The 24,357-nt window shown below is 64.9% G+C and carries 24 protein-coding genes; 8 read left to right on the top strand and 16 right to left on the bottom strand.

Features of this window, described 5'->3' with window-relative positions; translation table 11 throughout:
* Window positions 1-4 precede the first annotated feature (4 nt).
* The 11 genes from ACVMIH_RS03640 to ACVMIH_RS03590 form a co-directional block, all read right to left on the bottom strand.
* Window positions 5-1,204 carry a CaiB/BaiF CoA transferase family protein gene (locus ACVMIH_RS03640; protein WP_057019740.1) on the bottom strand — a complete coding sequence of 400 codons (1,200 nt, stop codon included), beginning with the start codon at window positions 1,202-1,204 and terminating at the stop codon, window positions 5-7.
* A 163-nt stretch (window positions 1,205-1,367) separates the two neighbouring features.
* Entirely contained in the window at window positions 1,368-1,577 is a 210-nt protein-coding gene (locus ACVMIH_RS03635; protein ID WP_057019739.1) for a hypothetical protein, read from the bottom strand.
* Between the two features lie 143 nt (window positions 1,578-1,720).
* The gene (locus ACVMIH_RS03630; protein ID WP_456860771.1) at window positions 1,721-3,259 is read right to left on the bottom strand and encodes a class I adenylate-forming enzyme family protein; all 1,539 of its coding nucleotides are present in this window, start codon (window positions 3,257-3,259) and stop codon (window positions 1,721-1,723) included.
* A 1-nt stretch (window position 3,260) separates the two neighbouring features.
* Window positions 3,261-4,430, bottom strand: coding sequence for an acetyl-CoA acetyltransferase (locus ACVMIH_RS03625; RefSeq protein WP_028344634.1), 1,170 nt, complete (start codon window positions 4,428-4,430; stop codon window positions 3,261-3,263).
* 45 nt (window positions 4,431-4,475) lie between these two features.
* A complete protein-coding gene (eda, locus tag ACVMIH_RS03620; RefSeq protein WP_057019737.1) occupies window positions 4,476-5,126 on the bottom strand; it encodes a bifunctional 4-hydroxy-2-oxoglutarate aldolase/2-dehydro-3-deoxy-phosphogluconate aldolase in 651 nt (216 codons plus the stop codon).
* Window positions 5,123-6,079, bottom strand: coding sequence for a sugar kinase (locus ACVMIH_RS03615; protein ID WP_057019736.1), 957 nt, complete (start codon window positions 6,077-6,079; stop codon window positions 5,123-5,125). Before ACVMIH_RS03615 ends, eda begins: the two co-directional genes overlap by 4 nt.
* 156 nt (window positions 6,080-6,235) lie before the next feature.
* Window positions 6,236-7,222: a D-erythronate dehydrogenase gene (denD, locus tag ACVMIH_RS03610; protein WP_028344631.1), complete on the bottom strand. Its 987-nt coding sequence runs from the start codon at window positions 7,220-7,222 to the stop codon at window positions 6,236-6,238.
* Window positions 7,223-7,274: 52 nt separating this feature from the next.
* Entirely contained in the window at window positions 7,275-8,198 is a 924-nt protein-coding gene (locus ACVMIH_RS03605; protein WP_057019735.1) for a carbohydrate ABC transporter permease, read from the bottom strand.
* A complete protein-coding gene (locus ACVMIH_RS03600; protein WP_057019734.1) occupies window positions 8,191-9,150 on the bottom strand; it encodes a carbohydrate ABC transporter permease in 960 nt (319 codons plus the stop codon). The genes ACVMIH_RS03605 and ACVMIH_RS03600 overlap by 8 nt, the downstream gene beginning before the upstream one ends.
* Before the next feature lie 109 nt (window positions 9,151-9,259).
* The gene (locus ACVMIH_RS03595; RefSeq protein ID WP_057019733.1) at window positions 9,260-10,579 is read right to left on the bottom strand and encodes an ABC transporter substrate-binding protein; all 1,320 of its coding nucleotides are present in this window, start codon (window positions 10,577-10,579) and stop codon (window positions 9,260-9,262) included.
* A gap of 76 nt (window positions 10,580-10,655) precedes the next feature.
* Entirely contained in the window at window positions 10,656-11,723 is a 1,068-nt protein-coding gene (locus ACVMIH_RS03590; protein ID WP_028334988.1) for an ABC transporter ATP-binding protein, read from the bottom strand.
* 206 nt (window positions 11,724-11,929) lie between these two features.
* On the opposite strand from ACVMIH_RS03590, the gene gntR reads away from it, so the two are divergent.
* The 4 genes from gntR (at window position 11,930) to ACVMIH_RS03570 (ending at window position 16,612) form a co-directional block, all read left to right on the top strand.
* Complete coding sequence (gene gntR / locus ACVMIH_RS03585) at window positions 11,930-12,958, top strand: HTH-type transcriptional regulator GntR (RefSeq protein ID WP_456860769.1); 1,029 nt, start codon at window positions 11,930-11,932, stop codon at window positions 12,956-12,958.
* A 210-nt stretch (window positions 12,959-13,168) separates the two neighbouring features.
* A complete protein-coding gene (locus ACVMIH_RS03580; protein ID WP_141339954.1) occupies window positions 13,169-15,007 on the top strand; it encodes an IlvD/Edd family dehydratase in 1,839 nt (612 codons plus the stop codon).
* A 111-nt stretch (window positions 15,008-15,118) separates the two neighbouring features.
* On the top strand, window positions 15,119-15,853 hold the full coding sequence (locus tag ACVMIH_RS03575) for an SDR family oxidoreductase (protein WP_057019730.1): 735 nt from the start codon (window positions 15,119-15,121) through the stop codon (window positions 15,851-15,853).
* A 12-nt stretch (window positions 15,854-15,865) separates the two neighbouring features.
* Window positions 15,866-16,612: an SDR family NAD(P)-dependent oxidoreductase gene (locus ACVMIH_RS03570; protein ID WP_057019729.1), complete on the top strand. Its 747-nt coding sequence runs from the start codon at window positions 15,866-15,868 to the stop codon at window positions 16,610-16,612.
* Here ACVMIH_RS03570 and ACVMIH_RS03565 read toward each other — a convergent pair.
* Window positions 16,609-17,469, bottom strand: a complete 861-nt coding sequence (locus ACVMIH_RS03565) for a LysR substrate-binding domain-containing protein (protein WP_456785634.1) — start codon at window positions 17,467-17,469, stop codon at window positions 16,609-16,611. The two genes, ACVMIH_RS03570 and ACVMIH_RS03565, sit on opposite strands and share 4 nt — an antisense overlap.
* Window positions 17,470-17,574: 105 nt before the next feature.
* Between ACVMIH_RS03565 and ACVMIH_RS03560 the strand changes: the two genes are divergently transcribed.
* The 4 genes from ACVMIH_RS03560 to ACVMIH_RS03545 all read left to right on the top strand — a co-directional run bounded on the left by ACVMIH_RS03560 (window position 17,575) and on the right by ACVMIH_RS03545 (window position 21,183).
* The gene (locus ACVMIH_RS03560; RefSeq protein ID WP_057019727.1) at window positions 17,575-18,477 is read left to right on the top strand and encodes a DMT family transporter; all 903 of its coding nucleotides are present in this window, start codon (window positions 17,575-17,577) and stop codon (window positions 18,475-18,477) included.
* A gap of 85 nt (window positions 18,478-18,562) precedes the next feature.
* Window positions 18,563-19,243 carry a site-2 protease family protein gene (locus ACVMIH_RS03555; protein WP_038384092.1) on the top strand — a complete coding sequence of 227 codons (681 nt, stop codon included), beginning with the start codon at window positions 18,563-18,565 and terminating at the stop codon, window positions 19,241-19,243.
* A 102-nt stretch (window positions 19,244-19,345) separates the two neighbouring features.
* Window positions 19,346-19,753: a hypothetical protein gene (locus tag ACVMIH_RS03550; protein WP_057020029.1), complete on the top strand. Its 408-nt coding sequence runs from the start codon at window positions 19,346-19,348 to the stop codon at window positions 19,751-19,753.
* A gap of 236 nt (window positions 19,754-19,989) precedes the next feature.
* Window positions 19,990-21,183 carry an ABC transporter substrate-binding protein gene (locus ACVMIH_RS03545; RefSeq protein WP_420888230.1) on the top strand — a complete coding sequence of 398 codons (1,194 nt, stop codon included), beginning with the start codon at window positions 19,990-19,992 and terminating at the stop codon, window positions 21,181-21,183.
* A 139-nt stretch (window positions 21,184-21,322) separates the two neighbouring features.
* On the opposite strand, the gene ACVMIH_RS03540 is transcribed toward ACVMIH_RS03545, so the two are convergent.
* The 4 genes from ACVMIH_RS03540 to ACVMIH_RS03525 are packed head-to-tail and all read right to left on the bottom strand — an operon-like array spanning window position 21,323 to window position 24,348.
* Window positions 21,323-22,114, bottom strand: a complete 792-nt coding sequence (locus ACVMIH_RS03540; protein WP_057019725.1) for a TonB family protein — start codon at window positions 22,112-22,114, stop codon at window positions 21,323-21,325.
* Window positions 22,115-22,125: 11 nt separating this feature from the next.
* Window positions 22,126-22,590 (bottom strand): TonB system transport protein ExbD, encoded by a 465-nt coding sequence (gene exbD / locus ACVMIH_RS03535; protein WP_057019724.1) that lies wholly within the window; start codon window positions 22,588-22,590, stop codon window positions 22,126-22,128.
* A 3-nt stretch (window positions 22,591-22,593) separates the two neighbouring features.
* On the bottom strand, window positions 22,594-23,655 hold the full coding sequence (exbB, locus tag ACVMIH_RS03530) for a tonB-system energizer ExbB (protein ID WP_456860766.1): 1,062 nt from the start codon (window positions 23,653-23,655) through the stop codon (window positions 22,594-22,596).
* 3 nt (window positions 23,656-23,658) lie between these two features.
* The gene (locus ACVMIH_RS03525) at window positions 23,659-24,348 is read right to left on the bottom strand and encodes a Fe2+-dependent dioxygenase (protein ID WP_028334318.1); all 690 of its coding nucleotides are present in this window, start codon (window positions 24,346-24,348) and stop codon (window positions 23,659-23,661) included.
* Window positions 24,349-24,357: the final 9 nt, after the last annotated feature.

The raw sequence follows: 24,357 nt of genomic DNA, 5'->3' as shown, positions 1-24,357 counted from the left end.
GCTCCTATGCCTGCACCGCTTTGGCCGCGCCGTCGCGCACCATCGCCGCGATCTCCTCGGTGGAGAAGCCTGCCTCCCGCAAAATCTCCGCGCTGTGCTCGCCGAGCCGTGGCGCCAGCCGGCTCGGCTCGACCTTGGTCTCCGACCACCGCGCCGACGGCGTCATGCTGCGGATCCGCCCCTCGGTCGGATGATCGACCACGGGGAAGACGCCGGTCGCGACCATATGCGGGTCCTCCAGCAGGCTCTCGAGATCGTGCATCGGCATCACCGGCACGTCGGCCTTTTCGAGGATTCCGTTCCACTCGGCGGTCGTCTTGGTCTGCAGGATGCGCGCGAGCTCGGCGTAGACGACATCGATATTGGTGGCGCGGCCGGCGAAGGTCGCGAATTTCGGATCGCTGCGCAGATCGTCGCGGCCGGTCGCCTTGAAGAAGTTCTCCCACTGCTTGTCGTTGTAGACGATCACGCAGATATAGCCGTCGAGCGTCTTGTATGGCCGCCGGTCCGGCGACAGATGGCGCGCATAGCCGCCCTTGTCGAGCGGCGGATCGTAGGTCAACCCGCCCATGTGATCGCCCATGACGAAGCCGGCCATGGTCTCGAACATCGGAATATCGACGCGTTGGCCCTGCCCGGTGCGATCGCGATGCACAAGGCTCGCACAGATCGCGCCGACCGCGGTGAGGCCGACGATGCGATCCACCAGCGCGTTCGGCACATAGCGCGGCACGCCGTCCGAGGTTTGCGCCATCAGCGCCGGCAGCGCGGTCGCGCCCTGGATCAGATCGTCATAGGCGGGCTTGGCGGCATAAGGTCCCTCCTGGCCGAAGCCGAACACGCCGGCATAGATCAGCCGCGGGTTGACCTTGGAAACGACGTCATAGCCGAGCTGCAGCCGCGCCATCGCCTGCGGGCGCACATTGTAGACCAGCACGTCGGCCTTCGCGATCAGCCGCAGCACCGCCTCGCGCCCCGCCGGCTTCTTCAGATCGAGGCAAACCGAGCGCTTGCTGCGGTTGGTGTTGAGGAACACCGGTCCCATGCCGGGATGCCGCGTTGGGCCAATCTGCCGCGTCACGTCGCCGTCGGGCGATTCCACCTTGATGACGTCGGCGCCGTAATCGCCAAGCATCTGCGTGGCGTAGGGTCCCATCAGCACGGTCGTCATGTCGACGACCTTGATACCCTGCAGTGGTCCCATCGTCCTGTTCGCTCCCGGATGTCGTGGTTATAGAGCTAGTAACGGGAGCTATTCCAAGAGATCAAGCTGCGCCGGGCGTATGGGCGTATGCATGGCTGCGGCCGGGCCGCTTCCGTGCGGCGGAACGCAGGCTGGGCAAAACGAAGCGGATTCACCGCCGCCCTTATGCCGGCGACTGCCCCGTCATCACCTCGCGCGCCTTCAGGAGCTTTTCCAGTTCCGCATTCTGCTGCTCGAGCCGCTCGGCGATGCGCTCCTCGACTTCGGCGCCGGCTGCGCCTGCGGCCTGCTCGATCAGCTGCCTGATATTGTCCCGGAGGATCGCGATGCGATCGTTCACTTCCGACAGCGACAGAGACGTCTCGATTCCCATGGTCCGTTCTCCCGGTGACAAGCGCAGGCAGCTTAGCGCGGCGGGAGGTCCGGGCATATCCCTTAACCGCCTTAGTGACCCCAATCCCTACTGTGCATGGGGTTGTTTTCGATGTTTTCGATTCAACCCAGCCTCGCCCCGCTTTAGCCCATGCCTTTGGCCAGCATCTCCCGCAGCGCGGTCTTCAGCACCTTGCCGTAATTGTTCTTCGGCAGGGCATCGAGATAGACATAGCGCTTCGGCCGCTTGAAGCGGGCGATCGAGGCAAGGCAATGCGCGTCGAGCTTGCCGTCGTCGGCGGTAGCACCGTCCGTCAGCACGACGCAGGCGACGACGATCTCGCCCCATTCCGGATCCGGCACGCCGATGGCCGAGACCTCGCGGACATCGGGATGGGTCAGCAGGGCTTCCTCGACCTCGCGCGGATAGATGTTTGTGCCGCCGGAGATGATCACGTCCTTGGAGCGGTCCGACAGCGTGAGGAAGCCGTCGGCGTCGAGCCGGCCGACATCGCCGGTGCGCAGCCAGCCGTCCTTCAACGTCTCGGCATTGGCCTTCGGATTGTTCCAGTAGCCGAGCATCACGGTCGCGCCCTTGACCTCGATCTCGCCGGTCTCCCCGGCAGGCAGCGACTTGCCGTCCTTGTCGGTGATGCGCACGGTGACGACGCTCTGCGCCAGTCCGACCGAAGCCAGCCGTTCGAGATAGCGCGGGTGATCGCTCCGGGCGTGCCAGCCGCGCGACAGCGCCGTGATGGTCATCGGCGACTCGCCCTGGCCATAGATCTGCACGAAGCGCTGGCCCATCGTCGCCATCGCATCGGTGATGTCGGCCGTGTACATCGGACCACCGCCATAGATGATGGTGCGCAGCCCCTCGCCGTTCTCTCCGCGCTTCTTCGCGGCATCGACCAGGCGGCGCACCATCGTGGGGGCCGCGAACATCACGACATTGTCGAGCTGGCGGCCGAGGTTGAGCACCTCGTCAGGATCGAAGCCGCCGGACTCCGGCACGACGTGGCGGCCGCCCATCCGGACGTGCGGGAAATTGTAGAGGCCGGCGCCATGCGAGATCGGCGCGGCATAGAGCGAGGCATCGTGCGGCGTCGCCGGATCGACGTCGGCGAGATAGCACAGCGACATCGCGACCAGATTGCCGTGGCTGAGCATCACGCCCTTGGGACGGCCCGTGGTGCCTGATGTGTAGAACAGCCATGCGAGATCGTTGCTTTCGCGCGGCAGCGGCGCAGGCGCGCCCTCGCCGCTTCGCATCGTCCTGTAAGCGGCGCTGTCGACCGACAGCGTGGTCATTCCGGCGGGGCAGTCGTCCTTCGCCTCGTTCAACGCACCGATCGTGTCATCAGAGACGAAGGCGATTTTGGCACCGCCATTGCCGCAGATCCACGCAGCCTCGCGGCCGTGCAGCTTGGCGTTGATCGGGATCGCGGCGGCGCCGATCCACCAGATGCCGTAGAGGCATTCGAGATATTGCGTGCAGTTCGACGCAAACAGCGCGACGCGGTCGTCGGCGGCAATGCCGTGATCGCGCGCCAGCGCCGCCCCGATCGAGGCGGCGCGGCGGGCAAAGGTGGCGTAGTCGGCGTCGAGATCGAAACCGGTCAGCAGCGCCGGCGCGTCGGGACGCGCCCGTGCCGTCGCCGCCAGCCATTCGGCAATGTTCAAGCTATTTCGCCGGCTCGAGGATCGAGACGTAGTTGGCGACCGCGGCGCCGCCCATGTTGAAGATGCCGCCGATCTGCGGGTTCTTGAGCTGCATGCCCTCGGGCGCCTGCCCCGTGAGCTGCATCGCGCTCATCACATGCATGGAGACGCCGGTGGCGCCGATCGGGTGGCCCTTGGCCTTGAGGCCGCCGGACGGATTGACCGGCAGCTTGCCGTCCTTCTGGGTCCAGCCTTCCATGATCGCGCGCGCGCCCTGTCCCTTCGGGGTCAGGCCCATCGCTTCATATTCGATCAGCTCGGCGACGGTGAAGCAGTCATGGGTCTCGACGAAGGACAGATCGGAGAGCTGCAGGCCGGCCTTCTGCAGCGCGCGCTGCCAGGCGGTGGTGCAGCCTTCGAACTGCAGGATGTCGCGCTTGGACATCGGCAGGAAGTCCTGCGCATGCGCGGTGGCGCGGATGTTCACCGCCTTGCCCATGGTCTTGGCGGTCTCGGCATCGGTCAGCACCAGCGCGGCGGCGCCGTCCGAGACCAGCGAGCAGTCGGTACGCTTCAAGGGACCGGCGACGAACGGGTTCTTGTCGCTCTCGGCGCGGCAGAACTCGAAGCCGAAATCCTTGCGCATCTGCGCATAGGGATTGGCGACGCCGTTCTTGTGGTTCTTGGCGGCGATCATCGCCAGCGCATCCGACTGGTCGCCGTATTTCTGGAAATAGGCCTGCGCGATCTTGCCGAACACGCCGGCAAAGCCGCCGACCGTGTCGCCGTCCTCGGGCAGATACGACGCCTTGAGCAGGTTCTTGCCGATCTCCGGGCCCGGCGTCTTCGTCATCTGCTCGACGCCGACCACCAGCACGATCTTCGCGGCGCCGGCTTCGATGGCGCGAATGCCCTGATGCACGGCGGCCGATCCGGTGGCGCAGGCATTCTCGACCCGGGTGGTCGGCTTGAAGCGCAGCGCCGGATTGGCCTGCAGTACCAGCGAGGCCGTAAAATCCTGCGGCGAGAAGCCGGCGTTGAAATGGCCGAGCATGATCTCGTCGACATCGGACGCGGCGATGCCGGCGTCAGCCAGCGCCTCGTTGGCGACCTTGACCACGAGACCCTCGACGGTCTCCGCGTCGAACTTTCCGAATGGCGTGTGCGCCCAACCCACGATGCTGGCGGTCATGGCTGTATCTCCCTGTTCCTGTTCGGAGAGTTATGTAGCGTATCTTCAGGCGGCTTTCAGCGTTTTCATCGCCGTCGCGCACATGGCGGTTATGCCCGCCCAATTGCCGGCGCGGATATCGGCCGCGGGGCACAGCCAGGAACCGCCGACCGCCAGCACATTCGGTTCGGCGAGCCAGGTCGCCGCATTGGCCTCACTGACCCCGCCGGTCGGGCACACCCTGACCTGCGGAAATGGCCCGGCCAGAGCCCGCAGTGCCTTGATACCGCCCGCCTGCTCGGCCGGGAAGAATTTGACGACGTCGAAGCCGTGGGCCAGCGCCTGCATCAACTCGGAGGCGGTCGCGATCCCCGGCGCGAAGGGCAAGCGGCTTGCGGCCGCTGCCGTCAACAGCTCGGGCGTCGCCCCCGGGCTGATGCCGAATTTGGCGCCCAGTGCCTCGGCGCGCACCAGGTCGTCACCATTGAGGATCGTGCCGATCCCGACGATCGCCTCCGGCACACCGGCGATGATGGCCCTGGCCGCGTCGACCGCGACCGCCGTCCGCAGCGTCACCTCGAGCGTCCGCACGCCGCCGGCGACCAGCGCCTTTGCAAGCGGCACCGCGTCCTCGAGCCGCTCGATGGTCAGCACCGGGATCACGGTGGCCTGGCGGATCAGCTCGGCGATCCGGTCCTGCTTCGATGTCGTTGTCATTGCGAGGCCTTACGGGATGGTGGGAGACGAAGCGCCTTTTTCGGCGGCATGGCGTAGCGCGGAATGATCGCGCCGGGATAGCACACCACGACACCGGCCAGCCGATGGCCGGCGCGCGCCGCCTCCTCTGGCTCGGCGCCGCCGAGCCGCGCGGCGAGATAGGCGGCGGCAAAGCTGTCGCCGGCCGCGGTGGTATCGACCACCGGCTTGGTAAGCTGCTCCGCCTTCACCTCGCGCGTTCCGCCGGCCGAGCGCACGATGCAGGCCGGCTCGGCGAGCTTCAGCACCACCTCGGGGCTCGAGATGCCGGCCAGCAGCGCCGTGTTGCTCTCGCCGGGATAAAGCGGCGCCAGATCCTCGGTCGAGGCAAGCACGATATCGGCCGTCTCGAACGCGCTGCTGAAGACCTTCCGCGCGACGTTCAGGTCCGGCCAGCCGCGGGCGCGGAAATTGGTGTCGAACGCAAACCGCGTCCCCAACAGCCGCGCACGCTTCAGCGCCGCCAGCAATCGCTCCTGCCCGTCCTCGCGCAGGATCGAGAGCGTGATCGCCGAGAGATAGACGACGTCATAGGTCGCGAGTGAGTTCAGGATGTCTTCCGTTTCGGGCAGATCCATCAGGTCGCGGGCGGCGGCGCTGTCACGCCAGTGGAAGAAGCGCCGCTCGCCCTTGTCGTCGGTCTGGATCAGATAGAGGCCGGGCAGCTTGCCCGCCGATCGCGCGACATGCTTGGTGCCGATGCCTTCGCTCGCCCAGCCCGCGATCATCTCATCGCTCAGCGCATCATCGCCGAGCGCCGTGAAGTAATCGACGTGGATGCCGAGCCGGGACAGATAGACCGCGGTGTTGAGCGTGTCGCCGCCATAGGAGCGCGAATACAGCCCGCCGAGCTGGCCGCCAGGAGCCTGGCGCAGCTCGATCATGCATTCGCCGATGCTGGCAACTCTGGTCATCTCAAGCGCCGCGCTAAAGCGCGATGAAGCCTGGTTGAATCATCATCGCGCCTTAGCCCCTTGTCTGAGCATGATCTTCGCGCAAACGCGTTCCGCGTTTGTCGCGAGGGAAACCGCTTCGCACTTGTCCGGATCATGCTTTGGCTCGGACGTTGCTCAGGCGGCGAACTTGCCGCCGAGTTCGTCCTCGATATGGATCCGGATGATGTCGTCGAACGTCTTCTCGGCCGTGGTGAAGCCGAGCTTCAGCGCGCGGTCGGTGGCGAAATCGCGCGGCCAGCCCGAGACGATGCTGATGATGGTCGGATCGGGCACCCGCTTGATCCGCGCGGTGACGTTCTTGCCGGCGACGCGCTCCAGCGACGCGATCTGCTCGCCGACGGTGACGGACATCCCGGGCATGCTGAGATTGCGCCGCGGCCCCATCGCATTGAGATCCATCGTGCCGGCGTGAACCAGAAAGCCGACCGCCGATTTCGGCGAGGCGTGCCAGTGCCGGACGTCCTCGGAGACCGGCAGCACTGCCTCCTCGCCCGCCAGCGGCTCGCGGATGATATTCGAGAAGAAGCCGGACGCCGCCTTGTTCGGCTTGCCCGGACGCACGCAGATTGTCGGCAGGCGGATCGAGATCCCGTCGAGCAGACCCTTGCGGGTGTAGTCGTTGATCAGGAGCTCGCAGATCGACTTCTGCGTGCCATAGCTCGTCAGCGGCGTATGGAAGAACTCGTCGCCGATCTTCTCGGGGAACGGCGCGCCAAACACCGCGATCGAGGACGTGAACACCAGCCGCGGCTTGTAGCCGCCGCCGACGGCACGGATGGCGTCGATCAGATAGCGGGTGCCGTCGAGGTTGATCCGGTAGCCCTTGTCGAACTCGGCCTCGGCCTCGCCCGAGACGATCGCGGCGAGATGGAAGATCACCTCGGGACGCTCGGCGATCAGGGGCGCCGCGGCGCCGGCATCGGCGAAATCGGATGCGACCACATTGACCGGGATCGAGGCATTGGCGGGCTTGGCCGGCGCGACCACGTCCTGCAGCGTCATCCGGGTGATCTCTTGCTTGCCGAGGCGGCCCTCGCGCAAGAGACGCTCGGTCAGCTTGCGGCCGACCATGCCGGCGGCGCCCAGAATCAGAATGTGCACGACCCTGCTCCTTTTCTTGTCTTGTTCGAATTCAGCTGCGGGCCTTGCGCGCTCATTCCTTCACGGCACCCGTCATCGCCGAGACATAATGCTCTACGAAGAACGCGTAAAGAATAACCAGCGGCAGCGAGCCGCATAGCGCCCCTGCCATCAGGGACCCCCAGCGATAGATGTCACCGTCAACGAATTCGTTGACGATGGCGACCGGCACGGTCTTGTTCGGGGTCGATTGCAGGAACGTCAGCGCATAGATGAATTCGTTCCAGCACAGCGTGAAGCAGAAGATGAAGGCCGAGATCAGGCCGGGGACGGCGAGCGGCAGCACGATCTTGATCAGTATCTGCCAGCGGCTGGCGCCGTCGATCAGCGCGCATTCCTCGAGCTCGAACGGGATGGTCTTGAAATATCCCATCAACAGCCAGGTCGAGAACGGAATCAGGATCGTCGGATAGGTCAGGATCAGCGCCAGGGGCGAGTCGAACAGGCCGTACTGAAACACGACGGTCGCGAGCGGAATGAACAGGATCGACGGCGGCACCAGATAGGCCAGGAAGATCAGGCCGCCGACGACGTTGGCGCCCTTGTAACGCAGCCGCACGATCGCATAGGCCGCGAGCACACTCGCGATGATCGACAGCACGGTGGCACCCACCGCCACATACATCGTGTTCCAGAGCCAATGCGGATAGTAGCTCTCGAACAGCAGCTTGTGGACGTGCTTGAAGGTCGGATTCCAGGTCCAGAACGGATTGTACTTGTCGAGATCGAGCAGTTGCTCGTCCGGCTTGATCGCCGTCAGCCCCATCCAATAGAACGGGAACAGCAGGATGATCACGATGATCGACAGCGGGATGTAAAGCGTCACGATCCGCCGCGGCACCGACTGCAGGTAGCTCATGCCCTCGCTGTTGTCGACGCGCGACGGCGTCGACAGGATGCTCTTGAGGTCGACCTTGGAGGCGGGAAGATCAGTCATTGCTCTCTCCCTGCTGCCACTTCCTGCGTTGCAGGCCGAACCATGACACCATGATCGCGGCGAGCAGGAACGGGATCATCGCGCTCGAGATCGCGGCGCCCTCGCCCAGCTGCCCCGCGATGATCGCGCGCTGATACGATAGCGTCGCCATCAAATGAGTGGCGTTGACCGGGCCGCCGCGCGTCATCGCCCAGATCAGCTGGAAGTCGGTGAAGGTGAACAGCACCGAGAACGTCATCACGACGGCGATGATCGGCGTCAGCAAGGGATAGGTGATGTAGCGGAACATCTGCCAGCGCGAGGCGCCATCCAACGTCGCCGCCTCATACAGCGACGGCTGCACGGTCTGCAGGCCCGCCAGCAGCGTGATCGCCACGAACGGTACGCCGCGCCAGATATTGGCGAAGATCACGCAGATCCGGGCCCAGGTGGTGTCGCCGAGGAAATTGATGTTCTGGGTGATCAGGCCGAGATGCTTGAGCGACCAGGAGATGATCGAGAACTGGGAATCGAAGATCCACCAGAACGCCAGCGCCGACAGCACGGTCGGCACGATGAAGGGGATCAGCACCGCGGCCCGCAACAGCGCCTTGAACGGCATGCGCTCGTTGAGCAGCAGCGCCAGATAGAGTCCGACCGCGAACTTCACGGCGCTCGCGATGAAGGTGTAGAGCAGCGTGTTGAAGACCGACAGCCAGAAGATGGCATCGTCCCACAACCATTCATAGTTCTCAGTGCCGATGAAATGACCGACGCGGCCGATGCGGGTGTCGGTGAAGGACAGCCAGATGCCGAGCCCGAGCGGATAGGCCAGGAAGAAGATCAGGAACGCCATCGCCGGCAACATGAACCAGAAGCCGAGCCAGTTCTTGTTGTGGCGGAGCTGATCCCAGGTGGTCGCTTCGCGGATTTCGGTTTTCGCACGTCGCGGCGCAAGGGCGATGTCAGCCATAGGCGATGTCCCGATTGCTCAACGGATTGAGCATGACTACGCAATATTCCAATGATGGCATTCCAATGATGACGCGGGCGGCGGCTCTCCGCCGCCCGCGGCCATCACATCAGCGATAGATGCGCTTCAGCTGCCGTTCGGCTTCCGCCATCGCGGCCTTGCCGTCCTTGGCACCGGTGCAGTAGTTCGCGAACATGTCGACCACAATGAAGTCGGCGATCGCGGTCGCGGCCTTCTCGCCGGGCGTGCCGATGCCGGAGGCCGGCAGCGCGCGCTTCGAGGCCTGGCCGAACACCGCGTTCTTCGGATCGGCGGTCCACACCGGAGCCGAGTCGTAGGCATTGAGCGTGTGGGTGAGATAACCCCGCGCGCCCGACAGCCACTTCTCGAAATTCTCCTTCTCCAGCATGAAGGCGATGAACGCCTTTGCCGCGTTCGGATATTTGCAGAAGTTGAAGGCGAGGATCGGAACCGCGAGTTGCAATTCGGTCGGCTTGCCGATCGAGCCGACCGGCCACAATGCGTGGTCGATGTCCTCGGCGAGCTCCTTCTTGCTCGGATCGTCCTTGGCCGCGACGTAGATCGAGATGCCGTTCGAGGTCAGGAACAGCTCGCCGGACAGGAAGGCCTTGTTGTTGGAGGAGTCGTTCCAGGACGCGACACCCGGAATGAAGGTCTCCGACAGCGCCTTGGCATATTCCAGCGCCTTCATCGTCTCCGGCGAGTTTATGATGACCTTGTCGTCCTTGTCGACAGTCCAGGCGTTGTGGCCCCAGAGGATGTTGTGCACCCAGGCATTGGCGTCGCCGGTGGCGTGGCCGAGCGCGAAGCCGGCCGGCGTGTTGTTCTTCTTCAGCGCCTTGCACAGTTCGAGATAGGCCGGGAAATCGGACGGCACCTGCTTGAAGCCGGCCTTCTCGACCGCCGACTTGCGATAGGTCAAATAGCCGCCGATGGTCGCGACGGGAATGCCGAGCCAGTCATTGCCCTGCTTGCAGGTTTTGGCCGCGGCTTCGGTCCAGCCGCCATACTTGTTGCCGAGATAATCGGCAACGTCGTTCATCTTGAGAACCTTGGTCGGGAACAGCTGCGGCAGCGTGTGCAGGCCCCAGGCGAGGTCGAGACCCGAGCCGGTGTTGGCGGCGACCGAGGCCTTCGGCTGCACGTCCTCGAAGGACTCGCTGAACACGTTCATCTCGGTGCCGGTTGCCGACTTGAAGGCCGCGACCATGGCGTTGAATGCATCGTCTTCCGCGGGCACGAAGCGCTTCCAGCGCATCACGGTGAGCTTGGCGCCGGGCTCCGCCTTCCAGGGCGCGCTCTGCGCCCAGGCCTTGGCGAAGTCAAACAGCGCCGGCCCGGTGAGCATGCCGGTTGCAGCCAGCGCCGTGCCGCCCTGAAGTAGCGAGCGGCGAGTAAAATCGTGCATCGTCCTTCTCCCTATGATTGTGTTTTTGTTGTTTTTGATCTGGCCTGTTGGTCGGCCATTAAGATCGATCGGTCCGTCAGCTGTTCAGTCGCTTCCCCGTCGAATCGTCGAACAGATGGACCAGCGACGGATCCGGCTTGAGCCGAACCTTGTCGCCCGGGTTGAACAGATGGCGCTCGCGGAACACGGCGACGACCTGCTCGCCGCCGAGCTTGGCGAACACCTGGGTCTCCGACCCGGTCGGCTCGACCACCACGATCTCGGCCTCGGCGCCGTCATCGGCAATGGTGAAATGCTCGGGCCGCACGCCGTAGACCGCGGGCTGGCCGTCGGAATTGGCCGGCGCCGATTTCAGCGGCAGCTTGACGCCGTTCGGTCCCTCGAAATAGGCGGCGCCGTTCACCTTCACATTGCCCTTGAGGAAATTCATCGCCGGCGAACCGATGAAACCGGCCACGAACTGGTTCGCCGGCGTGTCATAGAGTTCGAGCGGCGAGCCCATCTGCTCGACGATGCCGTCATGCATCACGACGATCTTGTCGGCCATCGTCATGGCCTCGATCTGGTCGTGGGTGACGTAGACGGTCGTGGTCTTCAGCCGCTGGTGCAGCTCCTTGATCTCGGTGCGCATTGCAACACGCAGCTTGGCGTCGAGGTTCGACAGCGGCTCGTCGAACAGGAACACCTGGGGATCGCGCACGATGGCGCGGCCCATCGCGACGCGCTGGCGCTGGCCGCCCGAAAGCTGGCGGGGATAGCGCTCGAGCAGCGGCGTAAGCGCAAGGATTTCCGCGGCGCGCTTGACGCCGGTCGAGATCTCCTCGGGCTTGGCGCCGCGCAGCTTGAGCGAGAAGCCCATGTTGTCGGCGACCGTCATGTGCGGGTAGAGCGCGTAGTTCTGGAACACCATCGCAATGTCGCGCTCTTTGGGCTGGACATTGTTGACGACGCGGTCGCCGATCGAGATCGTGCCGGAGGTGATGTTCTCGAGCCCCGCCAGCATGCGCAGCAGGGTCGACTTGCCGCAGCCGGAGGGGCCGACCAGAACGACGAACTCGCCGTCCTCGATCGGGATCGACACGCCGTGCAGGACCTCAAAATTGCCGAACGATTTCCGCACGTCGCGAATCTGGACCGACGACATCCACTTCCCTCCCTCAAGTTCCCGACGACGTACGACGAGTGCCGCCACCGCTCTGTTTTGTTCCGGCCGCGCTGGGTGCGCGGCGCTGTTGGACTGACGTTATTGTCCGCAGTTTATCCGGTTTTGGCAATCGTTCGATTAGCAATCGCTTGGTAGCGCTGTCAATATCAGTTTGTCTGCGACGAACGTCGTGATATGAGCGGCAAATGGCCCGAAAGCGCATCACGCCAGGCAAGATCCGGCTCGCCGAAGTCGCGAAGCTCGCCGGTGTCAGTCCGATTACGGCCTCACGGTTCTTCAGGAATCCGGAAGCACTTTCGGCCGGCAAGCGCGCGCGGGTCGATAGTGCGGCAAAAGAACTCGGTTACGTGCCCAACCTCGCGGCACGCGCGCTTGCGTCGCAGCGCACCGAGGTGATCGGTGTCCTGATCCCGTCGCTGACCAACAACGTGTTCTCCGACGTGCTGCGCGGCATCTATGACGCGCTCGACGGCAGCCGCTACAGCATTCAGCTCGCCAACACCCGCTACAGCATCCTGCAGGAAGAGCGCCTGCTGCGTCTGTTTCTGGCACAGAAGCCGGCCGGGCTGATCATTACCGGCATCAACCAGACCGCCGATTCCCGCCGCATCATGGAGACGGTCGATTGTCCGATCGTCCAGATCATGGAGGTCGGTCCCTCCCCGATCGACATGATGATCGGATTCTCGCATTTTGACGCCGCAAAAGCGGCCATTGCCCACCTGCTCGCGCAGGGCTACCGGCGGATCGGCTTCCTCGGCGCGCGGATGGACCCGCGGGTGCAGCGTCGGCTCGACGGCTATCGCTCCGCGATGACCGACGCTGCGCTGTTTGATCCACAGCTTATTGTGACAACGGCGATCCCGACCTCGGTCACGCTCGGCGGGACGCTGTTTGCCGACCTGCTCGCCAAGGCGCCCGACATCGACGCCGTGTTCTGCATCAATGACGACCTTGCGCTCGGCGCGCTGTTCGAATGCAAGCGCCGGCACGTGGCGGTGCCAGAGCAGATGGCGATCGTCGGATTCAATGACCTCGAATTCATGGCGTCGAGCGAGCCGACCTTGAGCAGCGTGCGCACCAATCGTTACGAAATGGGCAGAAACGCTGCCATGATGGTGATCGAGACGCTGGAAGGGCGCCGGCCCGCCGAACCCGTCGTCGATCTCGGCTTCAGTGTCATGGAACGGCAAAGCTCGGCGCGACGCAATTGACGTCGCCCGGCAGCTGCCTGTCATAAGGGACGCGAAAAATGATAAAATGATAGCGCAACCAAGACCCTTCAACTAAGGTCCAATCCGTCACACGAAACACCTGTGCGTGATCGGTCGGGTTTGTAATGCACGACGATTTGCGCAAGGTAGAAACGACCTTGAACCAGAGCCCTTGAATGGGCCCACAAGTTTGCATTGCGGGAGAAACCAATGACAAAACCCCCCACCAACGGGCACGACGCCGCAGGCGCGACCAGCAAGGGCAAGGGCCGCAGGCTCCGCTCCCAGGAATGGTTCGACAACCCGCACAATCCGGGCATGACCGCGCTCTATCTCGAGCGCTATCTCAATTACGGCCTGACGCGAGAGGAATTGCAGTCGGGTAAGCCGATCATCGGCATCGCGCAGACCGGCAACGACCTCTCGCCCTGCAATCGGCATCACCTCGAGCTCGCACACCGCGTCCGCGAGGGCATCCGCGCCGCCGGCGGCATCGCGATGGAGTTTCCGACCCATCCGATCCAGGAGACCGGCAAGCGCCCGACTGCGGCGCTCGACCGCAACCTCGCCTATCTCGGCCTGGTCGAGGTGCTGTTCGGCTATCCGCTCGACGGCGTGGTGCTGACCACCGGCTGCGACAAGACCACGCCGGCCTGCATGATGGCGGCGGCGACCGTCAACCTGCCGGCGATCGTGCTGTCGGGCGGCCCGATGCTGAACGGCTGGCACGAGGGCCAGCGCACCGGCTCCGGCACCGTGGTGTGGAAGGCGCGCGAACGGCTCGCCGCCGGCGAGATCGACTATGAGCAATTCATCGAGATCGTGGCCTCCTCGGCCCCCTCGGTCGGCCACTGCAACACGATGGGCACCGCCTCCACCATGAACTCGCTCGCGGAAGCGCTCGGCTTCTCGCTGCCGGGCTGCGCGGCGATCCCGGCGCCGTATCGCGAGCGCGGCCAGATCGCCTACGAGACCGGCAAGCGCATCGTCGACATGGTCTGGGAGGATTTGAAGCCGTCGGACTTCCTGACGCGCGAGGCGTTCGAGAACTGCATCGTGGTCAACTCCGCGATCGGCGGCTCGACCAATGCGCCGATCCACATCAATGCGCTGGCGCGCCATGTCGGCGTCGAGCTGTCGATCGACGACTGGCAGAAATACGGCCATGACGTCCCGCTGCTGGTGAACATGCAGCCGGCCGGCTTCTATCTCGGCGAGGAATATCACCGCGCCGGCGGCGTGCCCTCGGTGGTACGCGAGCTGATCAAGCACAAGCGCATCCACGAAGGCGCCCTCACCGTCAACGGCCGCACCATGGGCGAGAACTGCAAGGAAGCACCTGCGCCCGACGGCGACGTGATCTGGGGCTACGACAAGCCGCTGGTGAAGGACGCCGGCTTCATCGTGCTGCGCGGCAATCTCTTTGATTCCGCGATCATGAAGACCAGCGTGATTTCGAAGGAATTCCGCGACCGCTATCTGTCCAACCCGAAGGACCTCAATGCCTTCGAGGGCCGCGCCATCGTGTTCGAGGGGCCGGAGGATTATCACAACCGTATCGAGGATCCCGCGCTCGACATCGATGAGCACTGCGTCCTGTTCGTCCGCGGCACCGGCCCGATCGGCTATCCCGGCGGCGCCGAGGTGGTGAACATGCAGCCGCCCGCCGCGCTGATCAAACGCGGCATCCTGTCCCTGCCCTGCATCGGCGACGGAAGGCAGTCCGGCACCTCGGGCTCGCCCTCGATCCTCAACGCCTCGCCCGAGGCCGCCGCCGATGGCGGGCTCGCAATCCTGAGGACCGGCGACAAGGTGCGCATCGACCTCAACAAGGGCAGCGCCAACATCATGATCTCGGAGGATGAGCTGCGCACCCGCCGCGCCGAGCTGAAGGCTAAGGGCGGCTTCCCGCATCCGGCCAACCAGACGCCGTGGCAGGAGCTCTACCGCAAGACCGTCGGCCAGCACGCGACCGGCGCCTGTCTCGAGCTCGCGACGCGCTACCACGACATCGCCGGCAAGGTCGGCGTGGCGCGCGACAATCACTAGGACGCAAACCGTCATTGCCGGGCGCGGCCCGGCAATCCATCGTTCTTCGAAAGATGGATGCGCGGGTCAAGCCCGCGCATGACTGCCAATCGCCAAGGAAGGAAGAAACGCATGTCAGACCGCCTGAAGGGCAAACGCGCATTCGTAACCGCAGCGGCCGTCGGCATCGGCCGCGCCTGCGCGCTGGCCTTTGCCCGCGAGGGCGCGACCGTGTTCGCGACCGATATCGACGAAGGCAAGCTTGCGCTGCTCAGGCAGGAAGGCGCCGCCGAGGTTGCGAAGCTCGACGTGCGCGACACCGCAGCGGTCGAGGCAATCGCAAAGCGCGCCGGCAAGACCGACATCCTGCTCAATGCCGCGGGCTTCGTGCATCACGGCACGGTGCTGGAGTGTTCGGACGACGACTGGGACTTCTCCTTCGACCTCAACGTCAAGTCGATGCACCGCACCACGCGCGCTTTCCTGCCGGGCATGCTGGCGCAGGGCGGCGGTGCCATCGTCAACATCGCCTCCGCCGCCGGCGCGGTGAAGGCGGCGCCGAACCGCTACGTGTATAGCGCCACCAAGGCCGCGGTCGCGGCACTGACGCGCTCGGTCGCGGCCGACTTCATCACCAAGGGCATCCGCTGCAACTGCATCTGCCCCGGCACCATCGAGACGCCTTCGATGCTTGAGCGTGCGGCGGCTGCCGGCCCGCAGGGACGCGAGATGTTCGTTGCGCGCCAGCCGATGGGCCGGCTCGGCACCGCCGAGGAAATCGCCGCGCTCGCCGTCTATCTCGCCAGCGACGAAAGCTCGTTCACCACAGGCGTCGCCCATGTCATCGACGGCGGCTGGACGCTTTAATCGGGAGGCAGCATGAACAAGATCGATCTCAACGGCCGCTGTGCCGTCGTCACCGGCGGCGCGCAGGGATTTGGCCGCGCCATCACCGAGCGCTTTGTCGCGTCGGGCGCCAAGGTCGCGATCTGGGATTTCGACCAGCCGCTGGCCGAGAAGACCGCGCGGGCGATCGGCGAGAACGTGATCGCGATCAAGACCGACGTCACCAATCCCGACGCGGTCGACGCCGCGCGCGATCAAACTCTGCGGGCGTTCGGCAAGATCGACATTCTCGTCAACAACGCCGGTATCACCGGAGCCAACAAGCCGGTATGGGAAACCGATCTCGACGACTGGCGCAGGGTGATGCGCATCAATCTCGAGGGTCCCTTCATCTGCTGCAGGGCGATCGTGCCGACTATGATCGGCCAGAAATATGGTCGCATCGTCAACATCGCCTCGATCGCCGGCAAGGAAGGCAATCCAAACGCCGCGCATTATTCGTCGTCGAAGGCGGGCCTGATCGCGCTCACCAAATCGCTCGGCAAGGAGCTCGCGCAGCACGACATCCTGGTCAATGCGGTGACGCCGGCCGCGGCGAAGACCGCGATCTTCGACCAGATGACCCAGCAGCACATCGATTTCATGCTGTCGAAGATCCCGAAGGCCCGCTTCGTGCAGGTCGAGGAACTCGCTTCAATGGTGGCATGGCTGGCGTCGGAAGACTGCGCCTTCTCCACCGGCGCGGTGTTCGACATCTCCGGCGGCCGCGCGACCTATTAACTCGCCGCCCGCCTCGCCGGCTGCCGCAGCGCCGCGACGAGATGATCGGCCAGGAGTGATGCCGCGTGCGACAGTTTTTGCGCGCGATGCAGCCGGATCTCGGCCCGCGGCAGCCGCGGCATACCATCGCGCGCGGTCAGCCGACGCAGCGTCGGCGGAAATGTCCCCGACTTGACCACGGTCACGGCGAGGCCCTGCGCCGCGATCGCCTCGACCGCGGACAGGCTGTGGCTGACAAAGGCGAGCCGCCACGGCCGGTTCGCCTGGTCCAGCGCCTGCATCGCCCAGCTCCGGAACAGGCAGCCCTGCGGATAGAGCGCGACCGGCAGCGGATCGAGCTCCTCGACGCGATGCGCAGCGCTCGCGGCCCACACCGCCTGCTCGGTGCGCAGCAACTCGCCCTCGCCGCGTCCCTCGGGGTGCATCGCGATCACGAGGTCATAGGCTTCGCCGAGCCGATCGATCATTGTCGACGTCAGCCCGGTCTCCATCTCGACATGGATCAGCGGATAGCTGGCGATGAAGTCCTTGAGCAGCGGCGGGACGAGCATCGTCCCATAGTCGTCCATCACGCCGAGGCGAACCCGTCCATCCGTGCCATGCTCGCGCACCCGGCCGACCGCCTCCGCGTTGAGGCTCAGGATGCGGCGGGCATAACCGAGCAATCCCTCGCCGGCTGCACTCAGGTCGACACTGGACGTGCTGCGGTGAAACAGTTCGGCCTGCAGCCGCTCTTCCAGCCGCTTCACCTGCATGCTGACGGCGGATTGGGTCCGGTTCAGCGCCGAGGCCGCGCGGGTGAAGGAGCGATGCTCCGCCACCGCGACAAAGGCCTGCAGAAGATCCGGGTCCAGTATGGGCGCACCTCATAACGATCTGTGATTTAGTCAATCACATCTATTCCATTCCCTGATTATGTCCCCTTCCCTAGATTGCGCAAGCAAAACCGAGGGGCGAACGGAATGGGCGAGATCTGGGGGGTATTGGCGGCGGTGGCCTCGAGCGCGCTCGGCGGCACTTCGATCGGGGCGACGCGGTTTCTGGTCGGCGCCATCGACCCGCTGGCGATCGGCGCGTTCCGCTTCGGCATCGGCGTCCTGCTGCTGCTGCCGCTGGCACTGCTGCAACGCCGGAACTGGCCGACGCGGCACGATTGGCTCGGCGTTGCCGGCCTCGGCCTGCTGTTCTTTGCGGCGTTTCCGGTCCTGTTCAATGCCTCATTGATCTTCACCACCGCCGCGCGCGGCGCACTCGCGCTGTCGACACTGCCGCTGTTGACCATGCTGGTCGGCGCGGTGCTGGGCGCCGAAGCGCTCACCGCGCGCAAGACCGCAGGCGTCCTGATCACCATCCTCGGCGTCTCGATGGCGCTGCTCTCCGGCCTCGCCACGGCGCCGCCTGGTGCCTGGCGCGGCGACCTCTTGATGATCGCAGCCGCGCTGTGCATGGCGCTCTACAGCATCTGGTCAAAACCCTATATCCGCCGCTCCGGCCCGATCCCCTTCACCACGCTCGCGATGGCCGCCGGGGCGGTGGTGCTCATTGTCGCCTCGCTGCTGCGCGGCAGTTTTGCGCCGGTTGCCGATTTCGGCGCGCCGCAATGGTCCGGCGCGATCTATCTCGGCGCCTTCGGCGCTGCGCTTACCTTCTATCTCTGGGCCTTCGCGCTGGAGCGGACGACGCCGACCCGGGTGGCGATCTCGGTCACCGTCAATCCGATCGCGGCATCGCTGGTCGGCGCAGCCCTGCTCGGCGAGCCGCTGAGCTGGAATCTGGTGGCCGGCATCGTCACCGTGTTCGCCGGCATCTGGATCGCGACCACCCAGCCGCCTCTGGCGCACGCGGTCGCCCCCGACATGCGCTGACCTGCGGCAACGCTCGCCAGCAAGGCCTTCCGCGAATCCGTGCTAGCCTGAGGTCCGGTCCCAGCGAACCCGAGGCGGCAGGCCATTGAACATCTCCCTCTATGACATCTCCGTCTGGGTATTGCCGGTCGTCATTGCGATCACGTTTCACGAAGCCGCGCACGGCTTCGTCGCTCATCGGCTCGGCGACGACACCGCCTGGCAGCTCGGCCGCGTCAGCTTCAACCCGCTGAAGCACATCGATCCGTTCGGCACGCTGATCCTGCCTGCAGTGCTGCTGTTCGCGCATTCGCCGTTCCTGTTCGGCTACGCCAAGCCGGTGCCGGTGAACTTCCGCAAGCTCAATCATCCCAAGCTCGACATGGTGTGGGTGGCGCTGGCCGGCCCGGCCACCAACATCATCCTGGCGATCGCCGCGGCGCTGGCATTCCACGCGCTGCCATTGGTGCCGGCCGATGCCGCAAAATGGACCGCGGACAATCTGAAAAACGCCTTCCTGATCAATATCGTGCTCGCGATCTTCAACATGATGCCGATCCCGCCGCTGGACGGCGGCCGGGTCGCGGTCGGGCTGTTGCCAAGGCCGCTGGCGATCCCGCTCGCCCGGCTGGAGCCCTACGGCATGCTGATCCTGATCGGGCTGTTGATCCTGCTGCCGGTGATTGGCCAGCAAGTCGGCCTAAATCTTGATGTTATTTCAACGATACTGCGAACTCTGACCGGCTATGTAATCAACGCCCTTCTCCTCATTACCGGAAACACATAGCCTTGATCTGCGCACGACCCGACCGAAAACCGGTAGCCATTTTTCCGGGTCGCGCGTTGAGGACAGGAACGCTTCGAGGCCATGGTGATCAAAGCTGCCGATATGCTGATTGCACGACGCGCCGACACCCGAGCGCGGGCCGACTTTGCGACCTGGAAGATGATGGCCAAGCTGAACGGCGCCTCCGCCTTGCCGCCTGAGGCGCAGAATTTCCTGGCCATTTACAACAAGCTGCTGGGACAGATGAGCGAAGCCGACGCCGGCGAGGCGACCATCCAGGAGATGTACCGCACCTACTATGTCGAGATGGGCGGCGCCGGCAAAGCGCCGGAGGTTCCGGCGCGCGCGCGCGAGCCGGTCGCCGACAATGGCAACGTCACGACGTTCCGCCGCCTGCCCCCCAAGAAGACGAGCACCTCCGACCCGAACGCCAAGCGTTCGATGCCGGTGGCACTGATCTTCGCCTGCCTCGTCGTGGTCTACGTCGCGATCCGGTACTACTGGAAATAGCGCCGTCCGCGCTTCACCCTATCCGCGTCCGATGATCGAACTCCGCGCACCGCGGCATCCCGTCGCGCGTCACCGGCTGCGCAATCGCCGCGGCGCGGAATATAGCGCACGATCAAACGCGCCGGCGCTCTAGGCGATGCACCCGATGCCGGGCATAATCCGGAACTCAAAAGCAAAATCATACTGGAGGGAAGATGAAGCGTTCCATTGCAGCCTCGGTCACGACGGCCTTGGTCATGGCCACGAGTCTTGCGTTCTGCGGCGGTGCGTCGGCGCAGACGATGGACAAGGTCGCCAAGGTCGGCGCGCTCGGCGATCAGTCCGGCCTCTATCAGGATATCGGCGGTCCCGGCTCGACGGTGGCGGCGCAGATGGCGATCGAGGATTCCGGGCTGCTGGCGAAGGGCTGGAAGATCGATCTGATCTCGGCCGATCACCAGAACAAGCCCGATGTCGCGGTCAATATCGGCAAGCAGTGGATCGACGTCGAGAAGGTCGACGTGTTCGTCGATCTCGCGGCCTCCAATGTCGGGCTCGCGATTGCCAACCTTTCGAAGGAGAAGAACGTCGTCAACCTGAACTCGGGCTCCGCCTCGTCCGATCTCACTGGCGCGCAGTGTTCGCCGAACACGGTGCACTGGGTCTATGACACCTACATGCTCGCCAACGGCACCGGCAAGGCGCTGGTCAAATCCGGCGGCGACACCTGGTTCTTCCTCACCGCGGACTATGCGTTCGGCCAGGCGCTCGAGCGCGACACCTCGGCGGTGGTCACCGCGAATGGCGGCAAGGTGCTCGGCAGCGTCAAGCATCCGCTCAACAATGCCGACTTCTCGTCCTTCCTGCTGCAGGCGCAAAGCTCGAAGGCCAAGATCGTCGGTCTCGCCAACGCCGGCGGCGACACCACCAACGCGATCAAGCAGGCCGCGGAATTCGGCATCGTCTCCGGCGGCCAGCGGCTTGCCGGCATGCTGTTGTTCATCACCGACATCAACGCGCTCGGCCTCAACGTCGCGCAGGGGCTGAACTTCACCGAGACATTCTATTGGGACATGAACGACCAGACCCGCGCCTTCTCCAAGCGCTTCATGGAGCGCTTCAAGAAGAACCCGCCGACCATGGTGCAGGCCGGCGTCTATTCCTCGCTGATCCACTATTTCAAGGCGCTGGAAGCGCTCGGCGGCAATCCGCATGACGGTCGCGCCGTGGTCGCCAAGATGAAGGAGATGCCGACCGACGATCCCCTGTTCGGCGAGGGCTCGATCCGCGTCGACGGCCGCAAGATCCACCCGGCCTATCTGTTCGAGGTGAAGAAGCCGTCCGAGTCGAAATATCCGTGGGACTATTACAAGCTGGTCGCCACCATCCCCGCGGACGAGGCCTTCCTCCCGCTCGAGAAGAGCGTCTGCCCGCTGGTGAAGAAGAGCTGAGGCAACGTTGTTCCGGGCCGCGTGAAACGGCGAATCAGGAATCGACCAGCGGCTCATTCAATGGAGAAATGGATTCCGGGTCGCGACTTGTCGCGCCCCGGAATGACACCGGCGTCTGATCGCAGGCAGCCGCGGCTCGCTACTTCTTCGGCTTGTTGTAATTGACATCGAGGCTGAAGGAGAACTGATCGTCGGTCAGGTCGGCCGGCGGCGCCGGGACCGGATCGGACCGGTGGACCATCGAGATCGCCGCGTCGTCAAAGGCGGCATCTCCGGACGATTCCAGCACGGCAACCGACAGCACCTTGCCCAGACGATTCAGCACCAGGGCGACCTTCACCTTGGCCTCCTTGGCCTTGCCCTTCTCCGGGAATTTCTTGTGCAGGTCGAGATAGGCGCTGATCTTCTTGCCCCACTTGGCGGTCAGCAGCAGCTTGTCCTTGCCGATGCCTGGGTTGGGTGCTTTGGTGGTTTCCGACTGACGCGCGTCCTCCAGCTTGGTCGGCGCGGCCGCCTCCGAGGCCTGCTGCGCTTCCTGCGCGTTGGTCTCGACCTTGGCGACCTTGGCCTCCTCCTCCTTTTGCTTCTTGGCAGTGTCTTCCGTCACGATGCGATCGGGGTCGTCGGACTCCACCGGCTTTTCCTGAGGCAGGTCGGTGTCCTTCACCTCGGCCTTCTGTTGCGCCATTTCCTGCACGGCCTGCTGCTCGTCAGCCGGCGCGCCCGGCGGTGCCGCATCGTCGGGCACATCCGCCGAGGCGAGCTCGACGGCGTATTCCGCACCGGCAGCGCCGAGCCCCTCGCCGTCGTCGCCGCGCAAATTGGTCAGTGCCAGCGCGGCACCGCCCAGATGCAGCCCGACTGCCGTCACGGCGGCGATCACCCAGAGCCGCTTCGAGGTCCGCAGATCGAGATCGGGGTTGGTGGACATCGCGTTCGCCGTCAGGGTTTCCCAGGATCGGCCTGCGCCGCCGCGGGCGCTCCCGGAACGCCCTCGAGCGCGACCAGCTTCACGTGCGTGTAGCCGCCGGCGCGCAGCAGCTCCATCACGCCCATCAGCTCGCCATAGGGTACCATCCGATCGGCCCGCAGGAACACGTATTTGTCCCGGGTCATGTCGGGCACAGCATCCAGCGAATTGACCAGGTCGACGCGCTTCACCGCGTTCTCCCCGATCGCCAGCGTCAGATCCGGCTTGATGCTGAGATAGGTCGGCTTGTCCGGCTTCTTCTGCGGCGTCGCGCTGGAGGTCGGCAGATCGATCGGAAGATCGACGGTCGAAAGCGGTGCCGCCACCATGAAGATGATCAGCAGCACCAGCATGACGTCGATGAACGGCGTGACGTTGATCTCGTGGGATTCCGCGAAATCGTCGTCGCCATCGTTCTCGGAGATCGAGACTGCCATCGCCTACTCCGCCGCCGCGGCGCGCGCATGCGCGTTGCGCGGAACGTCGCCATGGGTGCGGTCGAGATCGCGCGACAACAGCCGTCCTGCGGCACCCGAGGCGCGGTTGACCAACTCGAGATAGACCTTCGTGACGCGCGAGAAATGGTTGTAGATGATGACCGCGGGGATCGCCGCGACGAGGCCGATCGCGGTCGCGAGCAGCGCTTCCGCGATGCCCGGCGCCACCACGGCAAGGTTGGTCGTCTGCGACTTCGAAATGCCGATGAAGCTGTTCATGATGCCCCAGACGGTGCCGAACAGGCCGACGAAGGGCGACGTCGCGCCGATCGTCGCGAGCAGGCCCATGCCGATGCGGATCTTGCGGGCTTCGGCGCGCACGATCTCGGCGAAGCTCGACGCCGCGCGCTCCTTGATGCCGCTGTCGCTCGAGATGCCCGCCGACAGGCGCCCCTCGCGCATCGCAGCAGCGATGAACGACGACAGCACGCTGCCCTTGGCGCCGAGCGCGAACTGCGCTTCGGCCAGCGAGCGCGATTCAGCGATCTTGGCCAGCGCGCCACGCAGCTTGCGCTGCGCTACCGTCAGCTCGACCATCTTGGCGATGAACACCGTCCACGTGACGAGCGACGCGAATGCCAGACCGAGCATCACCGCCTTCACGATGATGTCGGCGTTCAAGAACATGTTCCACGGCGACAATTCGTGCAGGCCGGTCGAGGTCGACTTCAGCGACTTGCTGTCGCCGCTCGCGGGCGCAGCCAGGGACGCCTCGTTCGCCGTCGGTGCCGGAGCCGCCGCGGCAGGGGCCGGCGCGGCGGGGGCCGGCGCGGCCTGAGCCTGCGGCGCCGGTTGTGCCGGCTGGGCGGCCACCGGCGCGGTCTGGGCAGCCGCCGCAGGCTGGGCTGCCCCCGGCTGGGCCGCGGGTGCGGGCTGAGGCCGGGTCACGGGAGCAGGCTGCGCTACAGGCGCCGTTTGCTGCTGCGCCGAAGACGGCGCGGCCAGCATCAGCATCGCCAGCGAGGCGATCATGGCGGATGCAGCGGGGAACTTGAATGTCATCATCAGTTACACTTCAGCCCAGTGACGGATCAGGTTGTGATAAATCCCGGTCAATTTGACCGTTTCGGGGTCATCGCGCCCCAGCCGCTCCACCAGAGCCTGGATCGCGGTATCGAGATCAAAGATCAGGCTGCGCGCGTGTGCATCCCGTACCATGCTCTGCAGCCAGAAAAAAGACGCTACCCGCGTCCCCCGCGTGACCGGCGTGACCAGATGCAAACTGGAAGCAGGATAAACTACGAGATCGCCCGCCGGCAGCTTGATTTCATGGGATCCGTAGAGGTCTTCGATGACGAGCTCGCCGCCGTCGTAGTCCTCCGGCTCCGATAAAAACAGCGTGACCGATAGGTCGGTGCGGATCCTCATGCCCGTCAGCCTGTCGCCGCGCACCGCATTGTCGACGTGCAGGCCGAAATGGTGCCCGTCGCTGGCGGCATAACGGTTGAACAAGGGTGGAAAGATCCTAAGCGGGATCGCCGCCGAGATGAAGCGCGGGCTTGCCGACAGCGCCGACAGGATGCGGTTGCCGAGCTGCCGCGCGACCTCGCTGTCGGGCGGCAGCTGCTCGTTGCGCTTGACCATCGCGGACGCGGCGCCGGCGGTCGAGCGGCCGTCCTCCCATTCGGCTTGCGCCATGATGCGGCGGAAGTCCGCCACATCAGCCTTGCTCAATACGTTGGGAACACAGACCAGCATCTGTCGCCG

It is taken from the genome of Bradyrhizobium sp. USDA 4503, from assembly GCF_054055815.1.
Note: the sequence above shows the minus strand (reverse complement) of the source record. Positions and strands in the feature narration are given on the sequence as shown.

Bases quoted from the DNA above. Each gene is read 5' to 3' on its own strand.
- ACVMIH_RS03540 (WP_057019725.1), bottom strand. From the start codon at position 22,114: ATGTCCACCAACCCCGATCTCGATCTGCGGACCTCGAAGCGGCTCTGG.
- ACVMIH_RS03575 (WP_057019730.1), top strand. From the start codon at position 15,119: ATGTCAGACCGCCTGAAGGGCAAACGCGCATTCGTAACCGCAGCGGCC.
- ACVMIH_RS03560 (WP_057019727.1), top strand. From the start codon at position 17,575: ATGGGCGAGATCTGGGGGGTATTGGCGGCGGTGGCCTCGAGCGCGCTC.
- exbB (WP_456860766.1), bottom strand. From the start codon at position 23,655: ATGATGACATTCAAGTTCCCCGCTGCATCCGCCATGATCGCCTCGCTG.
- ACVMIH_RS03625 (WP_028344634.1), bottom strand. From the start codon at position 4,430: ATGACCGCCAGCATCGTGGGTTGGGCGCACACGCCATTCGGAAAGTTC.
- ACVMIH_RS03605 (WP_057019735.1), bottom strand. From the start codon at position 8,198: ATGACTGATCTTCCCGCCTCCAAGGTCGACCTCAAGAGCATCCTGTCG.
- ACVMIH_RS03550 (WP_057020029.1), top strand. From the start codon at position 19,346: ATGCTGATTGCACGACGCGCCGACACCCGAGCGCGGGCCGACTTTGCG.
- ACVMIH_RS03545 (WP_420888230.1), top strand. From the start codon at position 19,990: ATGGCCACGAGTCTTGCGTTCTGCGGCGGTGCGTCGGCGCAGACGATG.
- exbD (WP_057019724.1), bottom strand. From the start codon at position 22,590: ATGGCAGTCTCGATCTCCGAGAACGATGGCGACGACGATTTCGCGGAA.
- ACVMIH_RS03635 (WP_057019739.1), bottom strand. From the start codon at position 1,577: ATGGGAATCGAGACGTCTCTGTCGCTGTCGGAAGTGAACGATCGCATC.
- ACVMIH_RS03595 (WP_057019733.1), bottom strand. From the start codon at position 10,579: ATGCACGATTTTACTCGCCGCTCGCTACTTCAGGGCGGCACGGCGCTG.
- ACVMIH_RS03580 (WP_141339954.1), top strand. From the start codon at position 13,169: ATGACAAAACCCCCCACCAACGGGCACGACGCCGCAGGCGCGACCAGC.
- eda (WP_057019737.1), bottom strand. From the start codon at position 5,126: ATGACAACGACATCGAAGCAGGACCGGATCGCCGAGCTGATCCGCCAG.
- ACVMIH_RS03590 (WP_028334988.1), bottom strand. From the start codon at position 11,723: ATGTCGTCGGTCCAGATTCGCGACGTGCGGAAATCGTTCGGCAATTTT.
- ACVMIH_RS03525 (WP_028334318.1), bottom strand. From the start codon at position 24,348: ATGCTGGTCTGTGTTCCCAACGTATTGAGCAAGGCTGATGTGGCGGAC.
- ACVMIH_RS03640 (WP_057019740.1), bottom strand. From the start codon at position 1,204: ATGGGACCACTGCAGGGTATCAAGGTCGTCGACATGACGACCGTGCTG.
- ACVMIH_RS03615 (WP_057019736.1), bottom strand. From the start codon at position 6,079: ATGACCAGAGTTGCCAGCATCGGCGAATGCATGATCGAGCTGCGCCAG.
- gntR (WP_456860769.1), top strand. From the start codon at position 11,930: ATGGCCCGAAAGCGCATCACGCCAGGCAAGATCCGGCTCGCCGAAGTC.
- ACVMIH_RS03570 (WP_057019729.1), top strand. From the start codon at position 15,866: ATGAACAAGATCGATCTCAACGGCCGCTGTGCCGTCGTCACCGGCGGC.
- ACVMIH_RS03600 (WP_057019734.1), bottom strand. From the start codon at position 9,150: ATGGCTGACATCGCCCTTGCGCCGCGACGTGCGAAAACCGAAATCCGC.